The sequence below is a fragment of the Enterobacter sp. MF024 genome, assembly GCF_005843915.1.
In the GTDB taxonomy this organism is placed as follows: Bacteria; Pseudomonadota; Gammaproteobacteria; order Enterobacterales; family Enterobacteriaceae; genus Enterobacter; species Enterobacter barmai.
Window position 1 is genome coordinate 11,025 of record NZ_VCBB01000025.1, and the last position, 15,092, is coordinate 26,116.

The window sequence follows — 15,092 nt, forward strand, 5'->3', positions numbered from 1 at the left end:
ATGGCTAAACAACCGGGATTAGATTTTCAAAGTGCCAAAGGTGGGCTTGGCGAACTGAAACGCAGACTTTTGTTTGTGATCGGTGCGCTTATTGTTTTCCGTATTGGCTCTTTCATTCCGATCCCTGGTATTGATGCCGCTGTACTTGCCAAACTGCTTGAGCAACAGCGTGGCACCATCATTGAAATGTTTAACATGTTCTCTGGTGGTGCTCTCAGCCGTGCTTCTATCTTTGCTTTGGGTATCATGCCGTACATCTCGGCATCGATTATTATCCAGCTGCTGACGGTCGTTCATCCGACCCTGGCAGAACTGAAGAAAGAAGGGGAGTCTGGTCGTCGTAAGATCAGCCAGTACACCCGCTACGGTACTCTGGTGCTGGCAATATTCCAGTCGATCGGTATTGCTACTGGTCTGCCGAATATGCCTGGTATGCAGGGCCTGGTAATTAATCCGGGCTTTGCATTCTATTTCACCGCTGTTGTAAGTCTGGTCTCAGGAACAATGTTCCTGATGTGGCTCGGCGAACAAATTACTGAACGTGGTATCGGTAACGGTATTTCGATCATTATTTTCGCTGGTATTGTTGCGGGACTCCCGCCAGCCATTGCCCATACGATCGAGCAAGCGCGTCAAGGCGACCTGCACTTCCTCCTGTTGCTGTTGGTTGCAGTATTAGTATTTGCAGTGACGTTCTTTGTTATCTTCGTTGAACGTGGTCAACGCCGCATTGTGGTAAACTACGCAAAACGTCAGCAAGGTCGTCGTGTCTATGCTGCACAGAGCACACATTTACCGCTGAAAGTGAATATGGCAGGGGTAATCCCGGCAATCTTCGCTTCCAGTATTATTCTGTTCCCGGCAACCATCGCGTCATGGTTCGGGGGCGGTACTGGTTGGAACTGGCTGACAACAATTTCGCTGTATTTGCAGCCTGGGCAACCGCTTTATGTGTTACTCTATGCGTCTGCGATCATCTTCTTCTGTTTCTTCTACACGGCGTTGGTCTTCAACCCACGTGAAACAGCAGATAACCTGAAGAAGTCCGGTGCATTTGTACCAGGAATTCGTCCGGGAGAGCAAACGGCGAAGTATATCGATAAAGTAATGACTCGCCTGACTTTGGTTGGTGCGCTTTATATTACTTTTATTTGCCTGATCCCGGAGTTCATGCGTGATGCGATGAAAGTACCGTTCTACTTCGGTGGAACCTCACTGCTTATCGTTGTTGTCGTGATTATGGACTTTATGGCTCAAGTGCAAACTCTGATGATGTCAAGTCAGTACGAGTCTGCATTGAAGAAGGCGAACCTGAAAGGCTACGGCCGCTAAAAGGTCGCCCGAGAAGTTACGGAGAGTAAAAATGAAAGTTCGTGCTTCCGTCAAGAAATTATGCCGTAACTGCAAAATCGTTAAGCGTGATGGTGTCATCCGTGTGATTTGCAGTGCCGAGCCGAAGCATAAACAGCGCCAAGGCTGATTATTTCGCATATTTTTCTTGCAAAGTTGGGTTGAGCTGGCTAGATTAGCCAGCCAATCTTTTGTATGTCTGTACGTTTCCATTTGAGTATCCTGAAAACGGGCTTTTCAGCATGGTGCGTACATATTAAATAGTAGGAGTGCATAGTGGCCCGTATAGCAGGCATTAACATTCCTGATCAGAAACATGCTGTGATCGCATTAACTTCGATCTATGGCGTCGGCAAGACCCGTTCTAAAGCCATTCTGGCTGCAGCGGGTATCGCTGAAGATGTTAAGATCAGTGAGCTGTCTGAAGAACAAATCGACACGCTGCGTGACGAAGTTGCCAAATTTGTCGTTGAAGGTGATCTGCGCCGTGAAGTTAGCATGAGCATCAAGCGCCTTATGGACCTTGGTTGCTATCGCGGTTTGCGTCATCGTCGTGGTCTGCCAGTGCGCGGTCAGCGTACTAAGACCAACGCACGTACCCGTAAGGGTCCGCGCAAACCGATCAAGAAATAATCGGGGTGATTGAATAATGGCAAAGGCACCAGTTCGTGCACGTAAGCGTGTAAGAAAACAAGTCTCTGACGGCGTGGCTCATATCCATGCTTCTTTCAACAACACCATCGTTACTATTACTGATCGTCAGGGTAACGCACTGGGTTGGGCAACAGCCGGTGGTTCCGGTTTCCGTGGTTCTCGCAAATCCACTCCGTTCGCAGCTCAGGTTGCAGCAGAGCGTTGCGCTGAAGCCGTAAAAGAATACGGCATCAAGAATCTGGAAGTTATGGTAAAAGGTCCGGGTCCGGGTCGCGAATCTACCGTTCGTGCTCTGAACGCCGCTGGTTTCCGCATCACTAATATTACTGATGTGACTCCGATCCCTCATAACGGTTGTCGTCCGCCGAAAAAACGTCGCGTATAACGCGTTCGTTTTCCAGGTTTGTTGGAGATAGAAAATGGCAAGATATTTGGGTCCTAAGCTCAAGCTGAGCCGTCGTGAGGGCACCGACTTATTCCTTAAGTCTGGCGTTCGCGCGATCGATACCAAGTGTAAAATTGAACAAGCTCCTGGCCAGCACGGTGCGCGTAAACCGCGTCTGTCTGACTATGGTGTGCAGTTGCGTGAAAAGCAGAAAGTTCGCCGTATGTACGGTGTGCTGGAGCGTCAGTTCCGTAACTACTATAAAGAAGCAGCACGTCTGAAAGGCAACACCGGTGAAAACCTGTTGGCTCTGCTGGAAGGTCGTCTGGACAACGTTGTATACCGTATGGGCTTTGGCGCCACTCGTGCTGAAGCACGTCAGATGGTTAGCCATAAAGCAATCATGGTAAACGGTCGTGTTGTTAACATCGCTTCTTATCAGGTTAAAGCGAATGACGTTGTTAGCATTCGTGAGAAAGCGAAAAAGCAATCTCGCGTGAAAGCCGCTCTGGAGCTGGCTGAGCAGCGTGAAAAGCCAACCTGGCTGGAAGTTGATGCTGGCAAGATGGAAGGTACGTTCAAGCGTCAGCCGGAACGTTCTGATCTGTCTGCGGACATTAACGAACACCTGATCGTCGAGCTTTACTCCAAGTAAAGCTTAGTACCAAAGAGAGGACACAATGCAGGGTTCTGTGACAGAGTTTCTAAAACCGCGCCTGGTAGATATCGAGCAAGTGAGTTCGACGCACGCCAAGGTGACCCTTGAGCCTTTAGAGCGTGGCTTTGGCCATACTCTGGGTAACGCACTGCGCCGTATTCTGCTCTCATCGATGCCGGGTTGCGCGGTGACCGAGGTTGAGATTGATGGTGTACTTCATGAGTACAGCACCAAAGAAGGCGTTCAGGAAGATATCCTTGAAATCCTGCTCAACCTGAAAGGGCTGGCGGTGAGAGTTCAGGGTAAAGATGAAGTTATTCTTACTCTGAATAAATCTGGCATTGGCCCTGTGACTGCAGCCGACATCACCCATGATGGTGATGTCGAAATCGTCAAGCCGCAGCACGTGATCTGCCACCTGACCGATGAGAACGCAGCTATTAGCATGCGTATCAAAGTTCAGCGCGGTCGTGGTTATGTGCCGGCTTCTGCCCGAATTCATTCGGAAGAAGATGAGCGCCCAATCGGCCGTCTGCTGGTCGACGCATGCTACAGCCCTGTAGAGCGTATTGCCTACAATGTTGAAGCAGCGCGTGTAGAACAGCGTACCGACCTGGACAAGCTGGTCATCGAAATGGAAACCAACGGCACAATCGATCCTGAAGAGGCGATTCGTCGTGCGGCAACCATCCTGGCAGAACAACTGGAAGCTTTCGTTGACTTACGTGATGTACGTCAGCCGGAAGTGAAAGAAGAGAAACCAGAATTCGATCCGATCCTGCTGCGCCCTGTTGACGATCTGGAATTGACTGTCCGCTCTGCTAACTGCCTCAAGGCAGAAGCTATCCACTATATCGGTGATCTGGTACAGCGTACCGAGGTTGAGTTGCTGAAAACGCCGAACCTGGGTAAAAAATCTCTTACTGAGATTAAAGACGTGCTGGCTTCACGTGGTCTGTCTCTGGGCATGCGCCTGGAAAACTGGCCACCGGCAAGCATTGCTGACGAGTAACCGGATCACAGGTTAAGGTTTTACTGAGAAGGATAAGGTCATGCGCCATCGTAAGAGTGGTCGTCAACTGAACCGCAACAGCAGCCATCGCCAGGCTATGTTCCGCAACATGGCAGGTTCACTGGTTCGTCATGAAATCATCAAGACGACCCTGCCTAAAGCGAAAGAGCTGCGTCGCGTAGTTGAGCCGCTGATTACTCTTGCCAAGACTGACAGCGTTGCTAATCGTCGTCTGGCATTCGCCCGCACTCGTGATAACGAGATCGTGGCAAAACTGTTTAATGAACTGGGCCCGCGTTTCGCGAGCCGTGCCGGTGGTTACACTCGCATTCTGAAGTGTGGCTTCCGTGCAGGCGACAACGCTCCGATGGCTTACATCGAGCTGGTTGATCGTTCAGAGAAAGCAGAAGCTGCTGCAGAGTAATCTGTAGTATCGTAAAAAAACCCGCCCCGGCGGGTTTTTTTATATCTGCTGCATCCCCACTTTTCTACAATAGTCATATTCTTTTCCTTCTCTCCGGAGTTTTGCTATGTGGCTACTCGACCAATGGGCAGAGAGACACATTCAGGATGCCCAACGGCAGGGTGAATTCGATAACCTACCCGGCAATGGCCAGCCTTTGGTACTGGATGACGATTCGCATGTACCTCCTGAACTACGCGCCGGCTATCGCATGTTGAAAAATGCCGGTTGTCTCCCTCCTGTACTTGAACAGCGTAAACAGGCGCTCGAGCTGTCTCAACTCCTCGCCACCGTCAGGGAAGGATCTGCAGAGTATACGGATTACACTCGTCGTCTTGCTCTCCTGGAGCTTAAACTTCGTCAGGCAGGAGTAAGTACTGAGTTTCTGCATGGTGATTACGCCGGGCGGTTGATGCAAAAAATTAAGGAGGACTAGAAATGTATCGTATTGGCGAAATTGCGAAGCTGGCAGACGTCACACCCGATACCATTCGGTATTACGAAAAGCAGCAGATGATGGAACATGAAATACGCACGGAGGGCGGTTTTCGGTTGTACACCGACAGGGATCTTCAACGCCTGAAGTTTATTCGCCATGCGCGACAGCTGGGTTTCACGCTGGAGTCGATCCGCGAGTTACTGTCGATCCGCATCGATCCTGAACACCACACCTGTCAGGAATCCAAAAGCATTGTGCAGGCAAGATTGAGTGAGGTTGAAGCGCGCATCGAAGAGCTTCAAACCATGCGGCTGTCATTACAGCGACTGAATGATGCGTGTTGTGGTACCGCACACAGCAGTGTTTATTGTTCTATTCTGGAAACCCTTGAACAAGGGGCAAATGGCGGGTCTGGCGGATGTTGATTTTATTATCAACTCCACCTACACTCGCGTTGATATTTTGAACACTGGAGAGAGTATGAGCCATTATCAACACAAGAAAGGGCAGATCAACGATAACGCCATTGAAGCACTATTGCATGATCCCTTATTCAGACAGCGAATCGAGAAAAATAAGAAAGGGAAAGGAAGTTATCTGCGTAAAACTAAACATGCAAAACGGGGTAACTGGGAGGCCAGTGGCAAGCAAGCGAATCGCTTTCTTACCACTGGCCTTCTTGCTTTAAGGGGATTATAAAGTGCGATTGTTCTGCGCTTTCAGTAAATCGCGGATTTCAGTAAGCAAGACTTCTTCTTTCGATGGTGCTGGCGGGGCTGCCGGTTCTTCTTTTTTCTTACGATTTAATCTGTTGATAAGCTTAATGGCCATGAAGATGGCGAAAGCGACAATCACAAAGTCAAATACGTTTTGAATAAACACGCCATAGTGCATTACCACAGCAGGGATATCTCCCTGTGCTTCACGAAGCGTTACGGCGAATTGTTTAAAATCGATCCCGCCAATCAACAGCCCCAGTGGTGGCATGATGATATCGGCAACCAGTGATGAAACGATCTTGCCAAACGCCGCACCAATAATGACACCCACAGCCAAATCCACTACATTTCCGCGCATCGCAAATTCGCGAAATTCTTTGATAAAACTCATTTTGTTCTCCTTGTGCCAGCTGACAAATACAAGTTTAACAAATCATTAGCGGATTGCCATTGAAGAGAGACATGCGTCACAGAAATATAACCCTTACATATTATTGGGTTAAATAGAAAAGGTGCTGATGACAGCACCTTTTTAGCGATCACAGGAAGAAAGGACTTGGCTGGAATAAGCGTTCGACGTCGGTAATAAACTTTTTATCTGTCAGGAACATAATAACGTGATCGCCCTGCTCAATGCGTAAATTGTCATTGGCAATCATCACATCGTTACCACGCACTACTGCACCAATGATGGTGCCCGGCGGAAGTTTAATTTCATCAATAGTGCGTCCAACCACACGTGATGTGCTCTCATCACCATGCGCCACGGCTTCGATCGCTTCTGCCACGCCGCGACGCAGGGAAGAAACTCCCACAATATCTGCTTTTCGCACATGGCTTAGAAGGGCAGAGATGGTTGCCTGTTGCGGCGAAATCGCAATATCAATCACGCTGCCCTGCACCAGATCGACATAGGCCCGACGCTGGATCAGCACCATGACCTTTTTCGCACCCATCCGTTTAGCCAGCATCGCTGACATGATGTTCGCTTCATCATCATTGGTAACAGCAATAAAAAGATCGACTTGATCGATATGCTCTTCAGCAAGCAGCTCCTGATCCGATGCATCGCCGTAAAAAACGATCGTATTTTGCAGTTTTTCTGCCAGCTCAGCGGCGCGCTGTTGATCGCGTTCGATCAATTTGACGCTGTAATCTTTTTCAAGCTGTCGTGCCAGACCGGCGCCGATATTACCGCCACCGACCAGCATGATGCGCTTATAGGGTTTTTCCAGCCGCTGGAGCTCACTCATTACCGCACGGATATGCTGTGATGCGGCGATAAAGAAGACTTCGTCCCCGGCTTCGACAATGGTTGAGCCTTGCGGACGGATAGGGCGGTCATGACGGAAAATCGCGGCGACGCGCGTGTCAATGTGTGGCATATGTTCGCGCATCGTTGAGAGTGCGTTACCGATCAATGGGCCACCATAGTAGGCTTTGACCACCGCGAGACTGACCTTGCCTTCCGCAAAATTAACAACCTGCAGTGCGCCCGGGTATTCGATCAACCGGTAAATACTGTCGATAACCAGCTGCTCTGGCGCGATCAAATGGTCGATCGGAACCGCTTCGGAATTAAACAACTTGTCGGCATCGCGAACGTAATCCGGAGAACGGATGCGCGCGATTCGGTTTGGAGTGTTAAATAACGAATAGGCAACCTGACAGGCAACCATATTGGTTTCATCAGAACTGGTGACAGCTACCAGCATGTCTGCGTCATCAGCCCCGGCTTCTCGCAACACCCGCGGGTGAGAGCCATGACCCTGTACCACACGCAGATCGAATTTATCCTGCAGCCCGCGCAGACGATCGCCATTGGTATCAACGATAGTGATGTCGTTATTCTCACCGACCAGGTTTTCTGCCAGCGTACCGCCTACCTGTCCCGCGCCCAGAATGATTATCTTCATATCTTGTGACCCGTTATCAACATCACTCTTTGATTAGCTTAGCGTAAAAGAAGCCATCGCCTTCTTCTGCCCCGGGCAGGTTTTGTTTGCCGGGTAACTCTGGCGTGCCGGTCAGATGCAGACGGGCATCAGGGGTACGCTTCAGGAACGCGGCGATCTGCTGGCTATTCTCTTCTGGCAGCACAGAACAGGTGGCATAAACCATCGTCCCGCCTGTTTTCAGATGGGGCCAGATGGCGTCTAGGATCTCTGACTGCAGCTGTGCCAGTTCCTTGATATCCCGGTCACGGCGCAACCATTTAATATCCGGGTGACGGCGTATAACACCGGTAGCTGAGCAAGGGGCATCCAGTAAAATACGATCGAACTGCTCATCCCCACACCACTGGGCAGGCGTCCGCCCGTCCCCTTGCTTCACCTCGGCCTTCATGCCCAGACGTTTGAGGTTATCGTAGACACGAGAAAGACGCTGTTCGTCAACGTCGATGGCCATCACGCTTGCCTGCGGCGCGACTTCCAGAATGTGTGTGGTTTTACCGCCCGGCGCGGCGCAGAGATCAAGGATCCGCTCGCCATTCTGCGGTTCAAGCCAGGTCATACAGCCTTGTGCTGAAGCGTCCTGAACGGTCACCCAGCCCTGTTCAAACCCTGGAAGGGCATGCACCGGAGCTGGCGCAGCCAGACGCACCGCGTCGCTATATTCAGGATGAGAGAATCCGGTCATCCCGGCGCCTTCCAGCAGCGCCAGCCAGGCATCGCGGGAGTGGTGATTGCGGTTAACGCGCAGCCACATCGGTGGACGCTGGTTATTGGCCTCAATCAGCGTTTCCCATTGCTGGGGATAAGCCTTCTGCAGACGTTTTAATAACCAGTCGGGATGCAGGAAACGTTTTTCCGTACGGGCAAACTCAGCCAGCAGCTCATCTTGCTGACGCTGAAACTGACGCAAAACGCCATTAATCAGCCCTTTAAGCTGCGGGCGCTTTACTGCAACCGCGCCTTCTACGGTTTCTGCCAGTGCAGCATGAGGAGGAATACGGGTATGCAGCAACTGATAGAAGCCAACCATGATCAGGTAGTGAACGACGCGCTGCTTGCCCGCCATCGGGCGCGCCATGAGTTTTCCGATCAACCATTCCAGCTGGGGTAACGTGCGCAGGACACCAAAGCACAACTCCTGAAGCAGTGCCTTATCTTTATCGGAAACTTTTTGCTGTAACGGTGGCAGAACATTGCTCAGTGACTGGCCCTGTTCGACCACTTGCTCGATTGCCTGTGCTGCCAGGCTGCGTAAATTTTGTTTTTTCATAACCGCAAAAATAAAAATGCCCGGAAACTCCGGGCCTTAAATTGAGATGATCTCAGGCGAGACTGTTGCCAGGCGTAAACCATTCACGGCGAGAGTTCAGAAGGTCCTGCGCGCTCATGGCTTTTTTACCTGCAGGTTGTAAGGATTCCAGATTAAGGATCCCTTCAACTGTCGCGACCTGAATACCCTGCTTACTGGCTTCGATAATTGTTCCAGGTGCAGCGTTGGTGTTGCTATCAATCACGGAAGCCTTCCAGACTTTCACCGGCTGCCCGTCTATTTCCAGCCAGCTCATTGGCCACGGATTAAATGCCCGGATGCAGCGCTCAAGCTGAGCAGCAGAAAGAGACCAGTCGAGGCGGGCCTCTTCTTTGCTGAGCTTTTCAGCATGTGTCACTAACGCTTCGTCCTGGACTTCGGGTTGTGTCCGACTCTCTGCCAACTGTTGCAGAGTATCAATCAGGCCTTTAGGCCCAAGTTCAGCCAGTTTGTCATACAGGGTGCCACTGGTGTCTTCGGCAGTAATTGGGCAAGAGAGCTGATACAGCATGTCGCCGGTATCCAGACCTACGTCCATCTGCATAATCGTCACGCCAGTTTCGGCATCGCCGGCCCATAAAGAACGCTGGATTGGCGCCGCGCCGCGCCAGCGTGGGAGCAGTGAACCATGGACGTTAATGCAGCCCAGGCGAGGCATATCAAGAACCGCCTTTGGCAGGATAAGGCCATACGCCACAACCACCATGACATCTGCATTCAACTGAGCAACCAGCTGCTGATTTTCCTGCGGCCGTAACGACGCGGGCTGAAACACCGGTAAACCGTGCTCTTCTGCCAGCACTTTAACCGGGCTCGGCATCAGTTTTTTGCCACGGCCTGCCGGACGGTCGGGCTGGGTAAATACGCCAACAACCTGATGGCCAGACGACAACAGCGCGTCCAGATGACGCGCTGCAAAGTCAGGTGTACCTGCGAAGATGATACGTAGTGATGTAGACACGTTATTCCTTGTATCCGGGGTCACATTAAGCGCGAGCGCGCATGCGATCCAGTTTCTCTACTTTCTGACGAATACGCTGCTGCTTCAGTGGAGAGAGATAATCGATAAAGAGTTTACCGACCAGATGATCCATCTCATGCTGAATGCAGATGGCCAGCAGATCATCCGCTTCCAGTTCGAACGGCTTACCGTCGCGATCGAGCGCGCGGATTTTGACTTTTTCTGCACGCGGTACCAGCGCTCTCTGCTCAGGAATAGAGAGACAACCTTCTTCAATACCGGTTTCGCCGCTTTTTTCCAGGAGCTCCGGATTGATTAACACCAGGCGCCCGTCGCGGTTTTCAGAAACGTCGATGACGATGATGCGCTGGTGAATGTCCACCTGCGTAGCCGCGAGACCAATGCCTTCTTCGGCGTACATCGTATCGAACATATCATCAATGATACGTTGAGTTTCTGCATTCACTTCTTTAACCGGTTCGGCGACTTTGCGAAGGCGCTCGTCCGGGATATGTAACACTTGCAAAACTGCCATATATTTCCAGAGTCGTGTTCAGGAGTTGATAAGAATATAACCTCTATTCTAGACAAAACCCCCTCTGATTGACAGCATCAGTGACCAATCGCAAAGATTGCTATAGCGGCTTGTGGCAGGGGAAAGGATGACATCCACAGAGATTTGGCTACGCCTGATAAGCACGGGAGAATTGTACGGCGACAAGATGGTGGCGATAGCGCAGCGGATGCAGCGCGAGCCCCATATTGATGACGCTCTGCTGGTGGAAATGGGGCTCACCCATAAGCAAAAGGCGAAGTTTTTATCAGTTCCGCCTAATGAAATCGATCGCAGCATGGAGTGGCTGGCAGAGCAAGGGCATCACCTGATAAGTGCGGATAGTGCCTTGTATCCAGGCCAGCTACGCGCTATCACAGATTACCCGGGCGCTTTGTTTGTCAGGGGAAACCCCTCGTTGCTGTCGAGCCTGCAACTGGCCGTCGTAGGCAGCCGTACTCACTCCTGGTATGGGGAGCGCTGGGGGAAGATTCTTTGTGAGCAGCTGGCTCAGGCGGGGCTTACGATCACCAGCGGCCTCGCCTGTGGTATCGATGGTATCGCGCATCGCGCTGCGCTTAACGTTAAAGGTAAAAGCGTTGCAGTTCTGGGAAACGGGCTGGCAGATGTCTATCCTCGTCGCCATAAGGCGTTGGCTTCGCAACTTGTTGAGAGTGGCGGGGCTGTTATTTCTGAGTTTTCACTCGCGACACCTCCGTGGCCGGGGAATTTCCCTCGGCGTAACCGCATTATTAGCGGCCTCAGTCAGGGGGTATTCGTTATAGAAGCGCTGATAAGAAGTGGTTCGCTTGTGACGGCCAAATGTGCGCTTGAACAGGGGCGTGAAGTCTTCGCATTACCGGGAGCAATAGGGAGCCCGGGAAGTGAAGGTCCTCACTGGTTAATAAAGCAAGGCGCGACGCCCGTGACGGCGGTAGACGATATTCTGGAAAGTTTGCAATCTGGACTGAAATGGTTGCCAGAGGATCCCGAAAATTGGCTTTATTCATCAGATCAGGACCAGGTAGCATTGCCATTTCCTGAGCTCCTGGCTAACGTAGGAGATGAGGTAACACCTGTTGACGTTGTCGCTGAACGTGCCGGCCAACCTGTGCCAGTAACGGTAGCACAGCTACTGGAACTGGAGTTAGCAGGATGGATCGCAGCTGTACCCGGCGGCTATGTCCGATTAAGGAGGGCAAGCCATGTTCGACGTACTCATGTATTTGTTTGAGACTTACATCCATAACGAAGCTGAAGCACGCGTGGATCAGGACAAACTCACACGCGATCTCACCGATGCAGGTTTCGAACGGGAAGATATTTACAACGCGTTAATATGGCTGGAAAAACTGGCTGATTATCAGGAAGGCCTTGCCGAACCGATGCAGTTAGTTTCCGATCCACTGTCTGTACGCATCTATACGGCTGAAGAGTGTGAAAGGCTGGATGCCAGTTGCCGGGGATTTATCTTATTCCTGGAGCAGATTCAGGTGCTGAACCTCGAAACGCGAGAAATGGTGATAGAGCGCGTCATGGCGCTGGATACGGCAGAATTTGAGCTGGAAGATCTGAAGTGGGTCATCCTGATGGTTCTGTTCAATATTCCAGGGTGTGAAAATGCCTATCAGCAAATGGAAGAATTACTCTTTGAAGTGAATGAAGGTATGCTGCATTAATTCATCATGCAGCACCAAGAGTTGTTATGGCCAAATCAGCACTATTTACGGTGCGTAAAAATGAGTCCTGCCCGCAGTGTGGGGCAGAACTTGTTATCCGGTCCGGTAAACACGGGCCGTTTCTCGGTTGTTCGCACTATCCAGAATGTGATTATGTCCGTCCCCTGAAAAATCAGGCGGACGGGCATATTGTTAAAGTTCTGGAGGGACAGGCATGCCCGCAATGTGGTGGCGATCTGGCGCTGCGCCAGGGGCGTTTTGGCATGTTTATCGGCTGCAGCCGCTATCCCGAGTGCGATCACACTGAACAAATCGATAAACCAGATGAAACAGCCTTAGCCTGTCCGCAATGCGACAGCGGTCATCTCGTTCAACGCCGCTCACGCTATGGTAAGACATTCCACTCCTGCGATCGTTATCCTGAATGTCAGTTTGTTACCAATTTCAAACCGGTGGCGGGGAGCTGCCCTGAGTGCCATTACCCGCTACTTATCGAGAAAAAAACGGCGCAAGGGATGAAGCGCTTTTGCGCCAGTAAACAATGTGGAAAGCCGGTTTCGGCGGAATAATAAAGTGAAGAATAACCTGCAACCAGGCTCCGTTGCGTATGCAGTGGACGTGCTGAAGAATGAAGAAGTCATCGCCTATCCAACAGAAGCTGTTTTTGGGGTGGGATGCGATCCCGACAGCGAATTAGCCGTAACACGCTTATTAACACTGAAACAGCGTCCGGTCGAAAAAGGCCTGATTTTAATCGCTGCCAGTTTTGAACAGCTTAAGCCTTATATTGATGATTCCATGTTGACGTCAGCGCAGCGTGAAACCATTTTTTCAGCCTGGCCGGGGCCGGTAACCTTTGTGTTTCCGGCTTTGCCGACAACGCCACGATGGCTGACGGGGCGTTTCGACTCCCTTGCGGTGCGCGTGACGGACCATCCACTGGTTATCGAATTATGTAATCATTTTGGTAAGCCGCTGGTTTCAACCAGCGCCAACCTGACGGGATTGCCTCCTTGCCGCACCTCAGAAGAGGTTGTAGCGCAGTTTGGCAGTGATTTCCCTGTGGTTATCGGTAATACCGGTGGCCGGCAGAATCCGTCAGAAATTCGTGATGCTTTGACCGGCGAGCGTTTTCGCCAGGGGTAACAAATGGAAACCTACGCCGTTTTTGGTAATCCAATTGCGCATAGCAAGTCGCCGTTTATTCATCAGCAGTTCGCGCAACAGCTGCATATCGATCACCCTTATGGCCGCGTACTTGCGCCCGTTGATGCCTTTGTAACGACGCTGGAGGCTTTTTTTGCTGGTGGCGGAAAAGGGGCGAATGTCACGGTGCCTTTTAAAGAAGAGGCTTTCGGGCGCGCCGATGAGTTAACAGAGCGGGCTTCCCTTGCGGGAGCCGTGAATACCCTCAAGCGTCTTGAAGACGGCCGAATTCTGGGGGACAACACAGATGGTATTGGCCTGCTGAGCGATCTGGAACGTTTATCATTTATCAAACCCGGCGCGCGGATCCTGTTGATTGGCGCAGGCGGCGCGGCGCGGGGTGTGATTTTACCTCTGCTCTCGCTGGATTGCGCAGTGACCATAACGAACCGTACTTATTCCCGGGCAGAAGAGTTGGCCGCTCTTTTCGCTCATACCGGCAGCATTCATGCTGTCGCCATGGACGCGTTGAGCAACCATGAATTCGACCTGATCGTTAATGCGACTTCAAGTGGCATCGGCGGTGAAATTCCTGCAATCCCCTCGTCATTAGTCAGTGAACATGTTTATTGCTATGACATGTTCTATCAGAAAGGCAAAACACCTTTTCTTAACTGGTGCGAGCAGCAAGGCGCAAAACATCTTGCTGATGGGCTGGGTATGCTGGTGGGGCAAGCCGCGCATGCGGTGATGCTCTGGCAAGGTGTTCTGCCAGAAGTGGAGCCGGTCATTGAAAAACTTAAACTGGAGCTATCGGCATGAATCAGGCGATCCAGTTTCCGGATCGAGAAATCTGGGATGAAGAAAAGCTGGCCGTCTGTTTTCCGGCGCTGGTTAATGGTATGCAAATGATGTGTGCCATTGAAGGGGTAACGTTGGCCCGTCGTTTTGGGGATGGCCTTCCCCTTGATAGGTTTCGTGAACATCGCTGGGATCTGGAAGAAGAAGCCAGCGATGCCATCCGTAATGGTGATGAGGACGATCAGGGTTGGTTCTGGCTTTCCTGATCCAGATAGTCATTCTTCCATTTAACGTAGTTATTGGCCGAGTACTTCAAACCTTCTATTTCCGCTTCCGTCAGGGGGCGGATCTGTTTTACCGGACTTCCTAAATAGAGAAAGCCACTTTCGAGCCTCTTGTTTTGTGGAACCAGGCTGCCGGCACCAATCATCACGTTATCTTCTACTACCACACCATCCAGCAAAATAGACCCCATGCCAACCAGAACGCGATTGCCTATCGTGCAGCCGTGCAACATCACTTTATGACCGACGGTAACTTCTTCACCCACGATCAGCGGATTACCTTCTGGGTTATAAGAGGATTTATGGGTGACATGCAGTACGCTGCCATCCTGAATATTGGTACGTGCGCCGATAGCGACATAGTTAACGTCACCACGAATGGCAACCAGCGGCCAGATACTGACATCATCACCCAGCCGGACATCGCCAATGACCACGCTACTGCTGTCGATCATGACGCGATCGCCTTGTTTCGGGAAAAGATCTTTGTAGGGACGGATTACTGCAGACATATCAACCTCGACTGATGTGCGTTCTACAGAAGACTTTGATCCTATTACTCGGCTTGATCAAGGGGCATTTACGTCATTATTTGAGCATATCGGATGGGATTTCGGCGAAAAGAACGAAAAAAGAACAGTCGGAACAAAAGATCGAAAAAATGCTTGTGCTAAAAACTGGGATCCCTATAATGCGCCTCCATCGACACGGCAGATGTGAATCA

21 protein-coding genes and 1 pseudogene are annotated in these 15,092 nt (G+C 51.1%); 16 read left to right on the top strand and 6 right to left on the bottom strand.

The genetic code is table 11. The features are described 5' to 3' along the window. The 10 genes and pseudogenes from secY to FFB58_RS22690 all read left to right on the top strand — a co-directional run bounded on the left by secY (position 1) and on the right by FFB58_RS22690 (position 5,704). On the top strand, positions 1-1,332 hold the full coding sequence (gene secY, locus FFB58_RS22645; RefSeq protein ID WP_039032064.1) for a preprotein translocase subunit SecY: 1,332 nt from the start codon (positions 1-3) through the stop codon (positions 1,330-1,332). Between the two features lie 31 nt (positions 1,333-1,363). Next, the gene (rpmJ, locus tag FFB58_RS22650; protein ID WP_000868187.1) at positions 1,364-1,480 is read left to right on the top strand and encodes a 50S ribosomal protein L36; all 117 of its coding nucleotides are present in this window, start codon (positions 1,364-1,366) and stop codon (positions 1,478-1,480) included. Positions 1,481-1,626: 146 nt separating this feature from the next. After that, the gene (rpsM, locus tag FFB58_RS22655) at positions 1,627-1,983 is read left to right on the top strand and encodes a 30S ribosomal protein S13 (protein WP_003031135.1); all 357 of its coding nucleotides are present in this window, start codon (positions 1,627-1,629) and stop codon (positions 1,981-1,983) included. A 16-nt stretch (positions 1,984-1,999) separates the two neighbouring features. Beyond that, a complete protein-coding gene (rpsK, locus tag FFB58_RS22660) occupies positions 2,000-2,389 on the top strand; it encodes a 30S ribosomal protein S11 (protein WP_003863312.1) in 390 nt (129 codons plus the stop codon). A 34-nt stretch (positions 2,390-2,423) separates the two neighbouring features. Then, complete coding sequence (gene rpsD, locus FFB58_RS22665; RefSeq protein ID WP_032614687.1) at positions 2,424-3,044, top strand: 30S ribosomal protein S4; 621 nt, start codon at positions 2,424-2,426, stop codon at positions 3,042-3,044. A gap of 25 nt (positions 3,045-3,069) precedes the next feature. Next, positions 3,070-4,059, top strand: coding sequence for a DNA-directed RNA polymerase subunit alpha (rpoA, locus tag FFB58_RS22670; protein ID WP_002919219.1), 990 nt, complete (start codon positions 3,070-3,072; stop codon positions 4,057-4,059). A 40-nt stretch (positions 4,060-4,099) separates the two neighbouring features. Beyond that, complete coding sequence (rplQ, locus tag FFB58_RS22675; protein WP_001216368.1) at positions 4,100-4,483, top strand: 50S ribosomal protein L17; 384 nt, start codon at positions 4,100-4,102, stop codon at positions 4,481-4,483. Between the two features lie 106 nt (positions 4,484-4,589). Then, on the top strand, positions 4,590-4,958 hold the full coding sequence (locus tag FFB58_RS22680) for a DUF1992 domain-containing protein (protein WP_138371062.1): 369 nt from the start codon (positions 4,590-4,592) through the stop codon (positions 4,956-4,958). Positions 4,959-4,960: 2 nt separating this feature from the next. After that, positions 4,961-5,386 carry a Zn(2+)-responsive transcriptional regulator gene (gene zntR / locus FFB58_RS22685; protein ID WP_138371063.1) on the top strand — a complete coding sequence of 142 codons (426 nt, stop codon included), beginning with the start codon at positions 4,961-4,963 and terminating at the stop codon, positions 5,384-5,386. A gap of 55 nt (positions 5,387-5,441) precedes the next feature. After that, positions 5,442-5,704: pseudogene (locus FFB58_RS22690) on the top strand (alternative ribosome-rescue factor A). Here FFB58_RS22690 and mscL read toward each other — a convergent pair. The 5 genes from mscL to def all read right to left on the bottom strand — a co-directional run bounded on the left by mscL (position 5,655) and on the right by def (position 10,440). After that, on the bottom strand, positions 5,655-6,071 hold the full coding sequence (gene mscL, locus FFB58_RS22695; protein WP_039032061.1) for a large-conductance mechanosensitive channel protein MscL: 417 nt from the start codon (positions 6,069-6,071) through the stop codon (positions 5,655-5,657). The pseudogene FFB58_RS22690 and the gene mscL sit on opposite strands and share 50 nt — an antisense overlap. A 148-nt stretch (positions 6,072-6,219) precedes the next feature. After that, the gene (gene trkA, locus FFB58_RS22700) at positions 6,220-7,596 is read right to left on the bottom strand and encodes a Trk system potassium transporter TrkA (protein ID WP_039032060.1); all 1,377 of its coding nucleotides are present in this window, start codon (positions 7,594-7,596) and stop codon (positions 6,220-6,222) included. A gap of 22 nt (positions 7,597-7,618) precedes the next feature. Then, a complete protein-coding gene (rsmB, locus tag FFB58_RS22705; RefSeq protein WP_138371064.1) occupies positions 7,619-8,905 on the bottom strand; it encodes a 16S rRNA (cytosine(967)-C(5))-methyltransferase RsmB in 1,287 nt (428 codons plus the stop codon). Between the two features lie 52 nt (positions 8,906-8,957). Further along, positions 8,958-9,905, bottom strand: a complete 948-nt coding sequence (fmt, locus tag FFB58_RS22710; protein WP_039032058.1) for a methionyl-tRNA formyltransferase — start codon at positions 9,903-9,905, stop codon at positions 8,958-8,960. A gap of 25 nt (positions 9,906-9,930) precedes the next feature. After that, positions 9,931-10,440 carry a peptide deformylase gene (gene def / locus FFB58_RS22715; protein ID WP_039032057.1) on the bottom strand — a complete coding sequence of 170 codons (510 nt, stop codon included), beginning with the start codon at positions 10,438-10,440 and terminating at the stop codon, positions 9,931-9,933. Positions 10,441-10,567: 127 nt separating this feature from the next. Between def and dprA the strand changes: the two genes are divergently transcribed. Genes dprA through FFB58_RS22745 form a run of 6 tightly spaced genes read left to right on the top strand, consistent with a single transcriptional unit; the run spans position 10,568 to position 14,350 of the window. Continuing rightward, positions 10,568-11,692, top strand: coding sequence for a DNA-protecting protein DprA (dprA, locus tag FFB58_RS22720; RefSeq protein WP_039032056.1), 1,125 nt, complete (start codon positions 10,568-10,570; stop codon positions 11,690-11,692). Beyond that, on the top strand, positions 11,664-12,137 hold the full coding sequence (gene smg, locus FFB58_RS22725) for a DUF494 family protein Smg (RefSeq protein ID WP_039032055.1): 474 nt from the start codon (positions 11,664-11,666) through the stop codon (positions 12,135-12,137). The genes dprA and smg overlap by 29 nt, the downstream gene beginning before the upstream one ends. Positions 12,138-12,163: 26 nt before the next feature. After that, a complete protein-coding gene (locus FFB58_RS22730) occupies positions 12,164-12,706 on the top strand; it encodes a topoisomerase DNA-binding C4 zinc finger domain-containing protein (protein WP_072036740.1) in 543 nt (180 codons plus the stop codon). 4 nt (positions 12,707-12,710) lie between these two features. Then, a complete protein-coding gene (gene tsaC, locus FFB58_RS22735) occupies positions 12,711-13,283 on the top strand; it encodes an L-threonylcarbamoyladenylate synthase type 1 TsaC (RefSeq protein WP_039032053.1) in 573 nt (190 codons plus the stop codon). Positions 13,284-13,286: 3 nt separating this feature from the next. Then, entirely contained in the window at positions 13,287-14,105 is an 819-nt protein-coding gene (gene aroE / locus FFB58_RS22740) for a shikimate dehydrogenase (RefSeq protein WP_138371065.1), read from the top strand. Next, entirely contained in the window at positions 14,102-14,350 is a 249-nt protein-coding gene (locus tag FFB58_RS22745; RefSeq protein WP_039032051.1) for a DUF1488 domain-containing protein, read from the top strand. Before aroE ends, FFB58_RS22745 begins: the two co-directional genes overlap by 4 nt. On the opposite strand, the gene FFB58_RS22750 is transcribed toward FFB58_RS22745, so the two are convergent. Further along, the gene (locus tag FFB58_RS22750) at positions 14,326-14,880 is read right to left on the bottom strand and encodes a gamma carbonic anhydrase family protein (protein WP_039032050.1); all 555 of its coding nucleotides are present in this window, start codon (positions 14,878-14,880) and stop codon (positions 14,326-14,328) included. The genes FFB58_RS22745 and FFB58_RS22750 overlap by 25 nt on opposite strands. Positions 14,881-15,092 lie beyond the last annotated feature (212 nt).

Coding starts and splice junctions, on each gene's coding strand:
- FFB58_RS22750 (WP_039032050.1), bottom strand. CDS start 14,880: ATGTCTGCAGTAATCCGTCCCTACAAAGATCTTTTCCCGAAACAAGGC.
- FFB58_RS22745 (WP_039032051.1), top strand. CDS start 14,102: ATGAATCAGGCGATCCAGTTTCCGGATCGAGAAATCTGGGATGAAGAA.
- rsmB (WP_138371064.1), bottom strand. CDS start 8,905: ATGAAAAAACAAAATTTACGCAGCCTGGCAGCACAGGCAATCGAGCAA.
- rplQ (WP_001216368.1), top strand. CDS start 4,100: ATGCGCCATCGTAAGAGTGGTCGTCAACTGAACCGCAACAGCAGCCAT.
- rpoA (WP_002919219.1), top strand. CDS start 3,070: ATGCAGGGTTCTGTGACAGAGTTTCTAAAACCGCGCCTGGTAGATATC.
- trkA (WP_039032060.1), bottom strand. CDS start 7,596: ATGAAGATAATCATTCTGGGCGCGGGACAGGTAGGCGGTACGCTGGCA.
- zntR (WP_138371063.1), top strand. CDS start 4,961: ATGTATCGTATTGGCGAAATTGCGAAGCTGGCAGACGTCACACCCGAT.
- FFB58_RS22730 (WP_072036740.1), top strand. CDS start 12,164: ATGGCCAAATCAGCACTATTTACGGTGCGTAAAAATGAGTCCTGCCCG.
- rpmJ (WP_000868187.1), top strand. CDS start 1,364: ATGAAAGTTCGTGCTTCCGTCAAGAAATTATGCCGTAACTGCAAAATC.
- secY (WP_039032064.1), top strand. CDS start 1: ATGGCTAAACAACCGGGATTAGATTTTCAAAGTGCCAAAGGTGGGCTT.
- smg (WP_039032055.1), top strand. CDS start 11,664: ATGTTCGACGTACTCATGTATTTGTTTGAGACTTACATCCATAACGAA.
- def (WP_039032057.1), bottom strand. CDS start 10,440: ATGGCAGTTTTGCAAGTGTTACATATCCCGGACGAGCGCCTTCGCAAA.
- FFB58_RS22680 (WP_138371062.1), top strand. CDS start 4,590: ATGTGGCTACTCGACCAATGGGCAGAGAGACACATTCAGGATGCCCAA.
- aroE (WP_138371065.1), top strand. CDS start 13,287: ATGGAAACCTACGCCGTTTTTGGTAATCCAATTGCGCATAGCAAGTCG.
- rpsD (WP_032614687.1), top strand. CDS start 2,424: ATGGCAAGATATTTGGGTCCTAAGCTCAAGCTGAGCCGTCGTGAGGGC.
- dprA (WP_039032056.1), top strand. CDS start 10,568: ATGACATCCACAGAGATTTGGCTACGCCTGATAAGCACGGGAGAATTG.
- mscL (WP_039032061.1), bottom strand. CDS start 6,071: ATGAGTTTTATCAAAGAATTTCGCGAATTTGCGATGCGCGGAAATGTA.
- rpsK (WP_003863312.1), top strand. CDS start 2,000: ATGGCAAAGGCACCAGTTCGTGCACGTAAGCGTGTAAGAAAACAAGTC.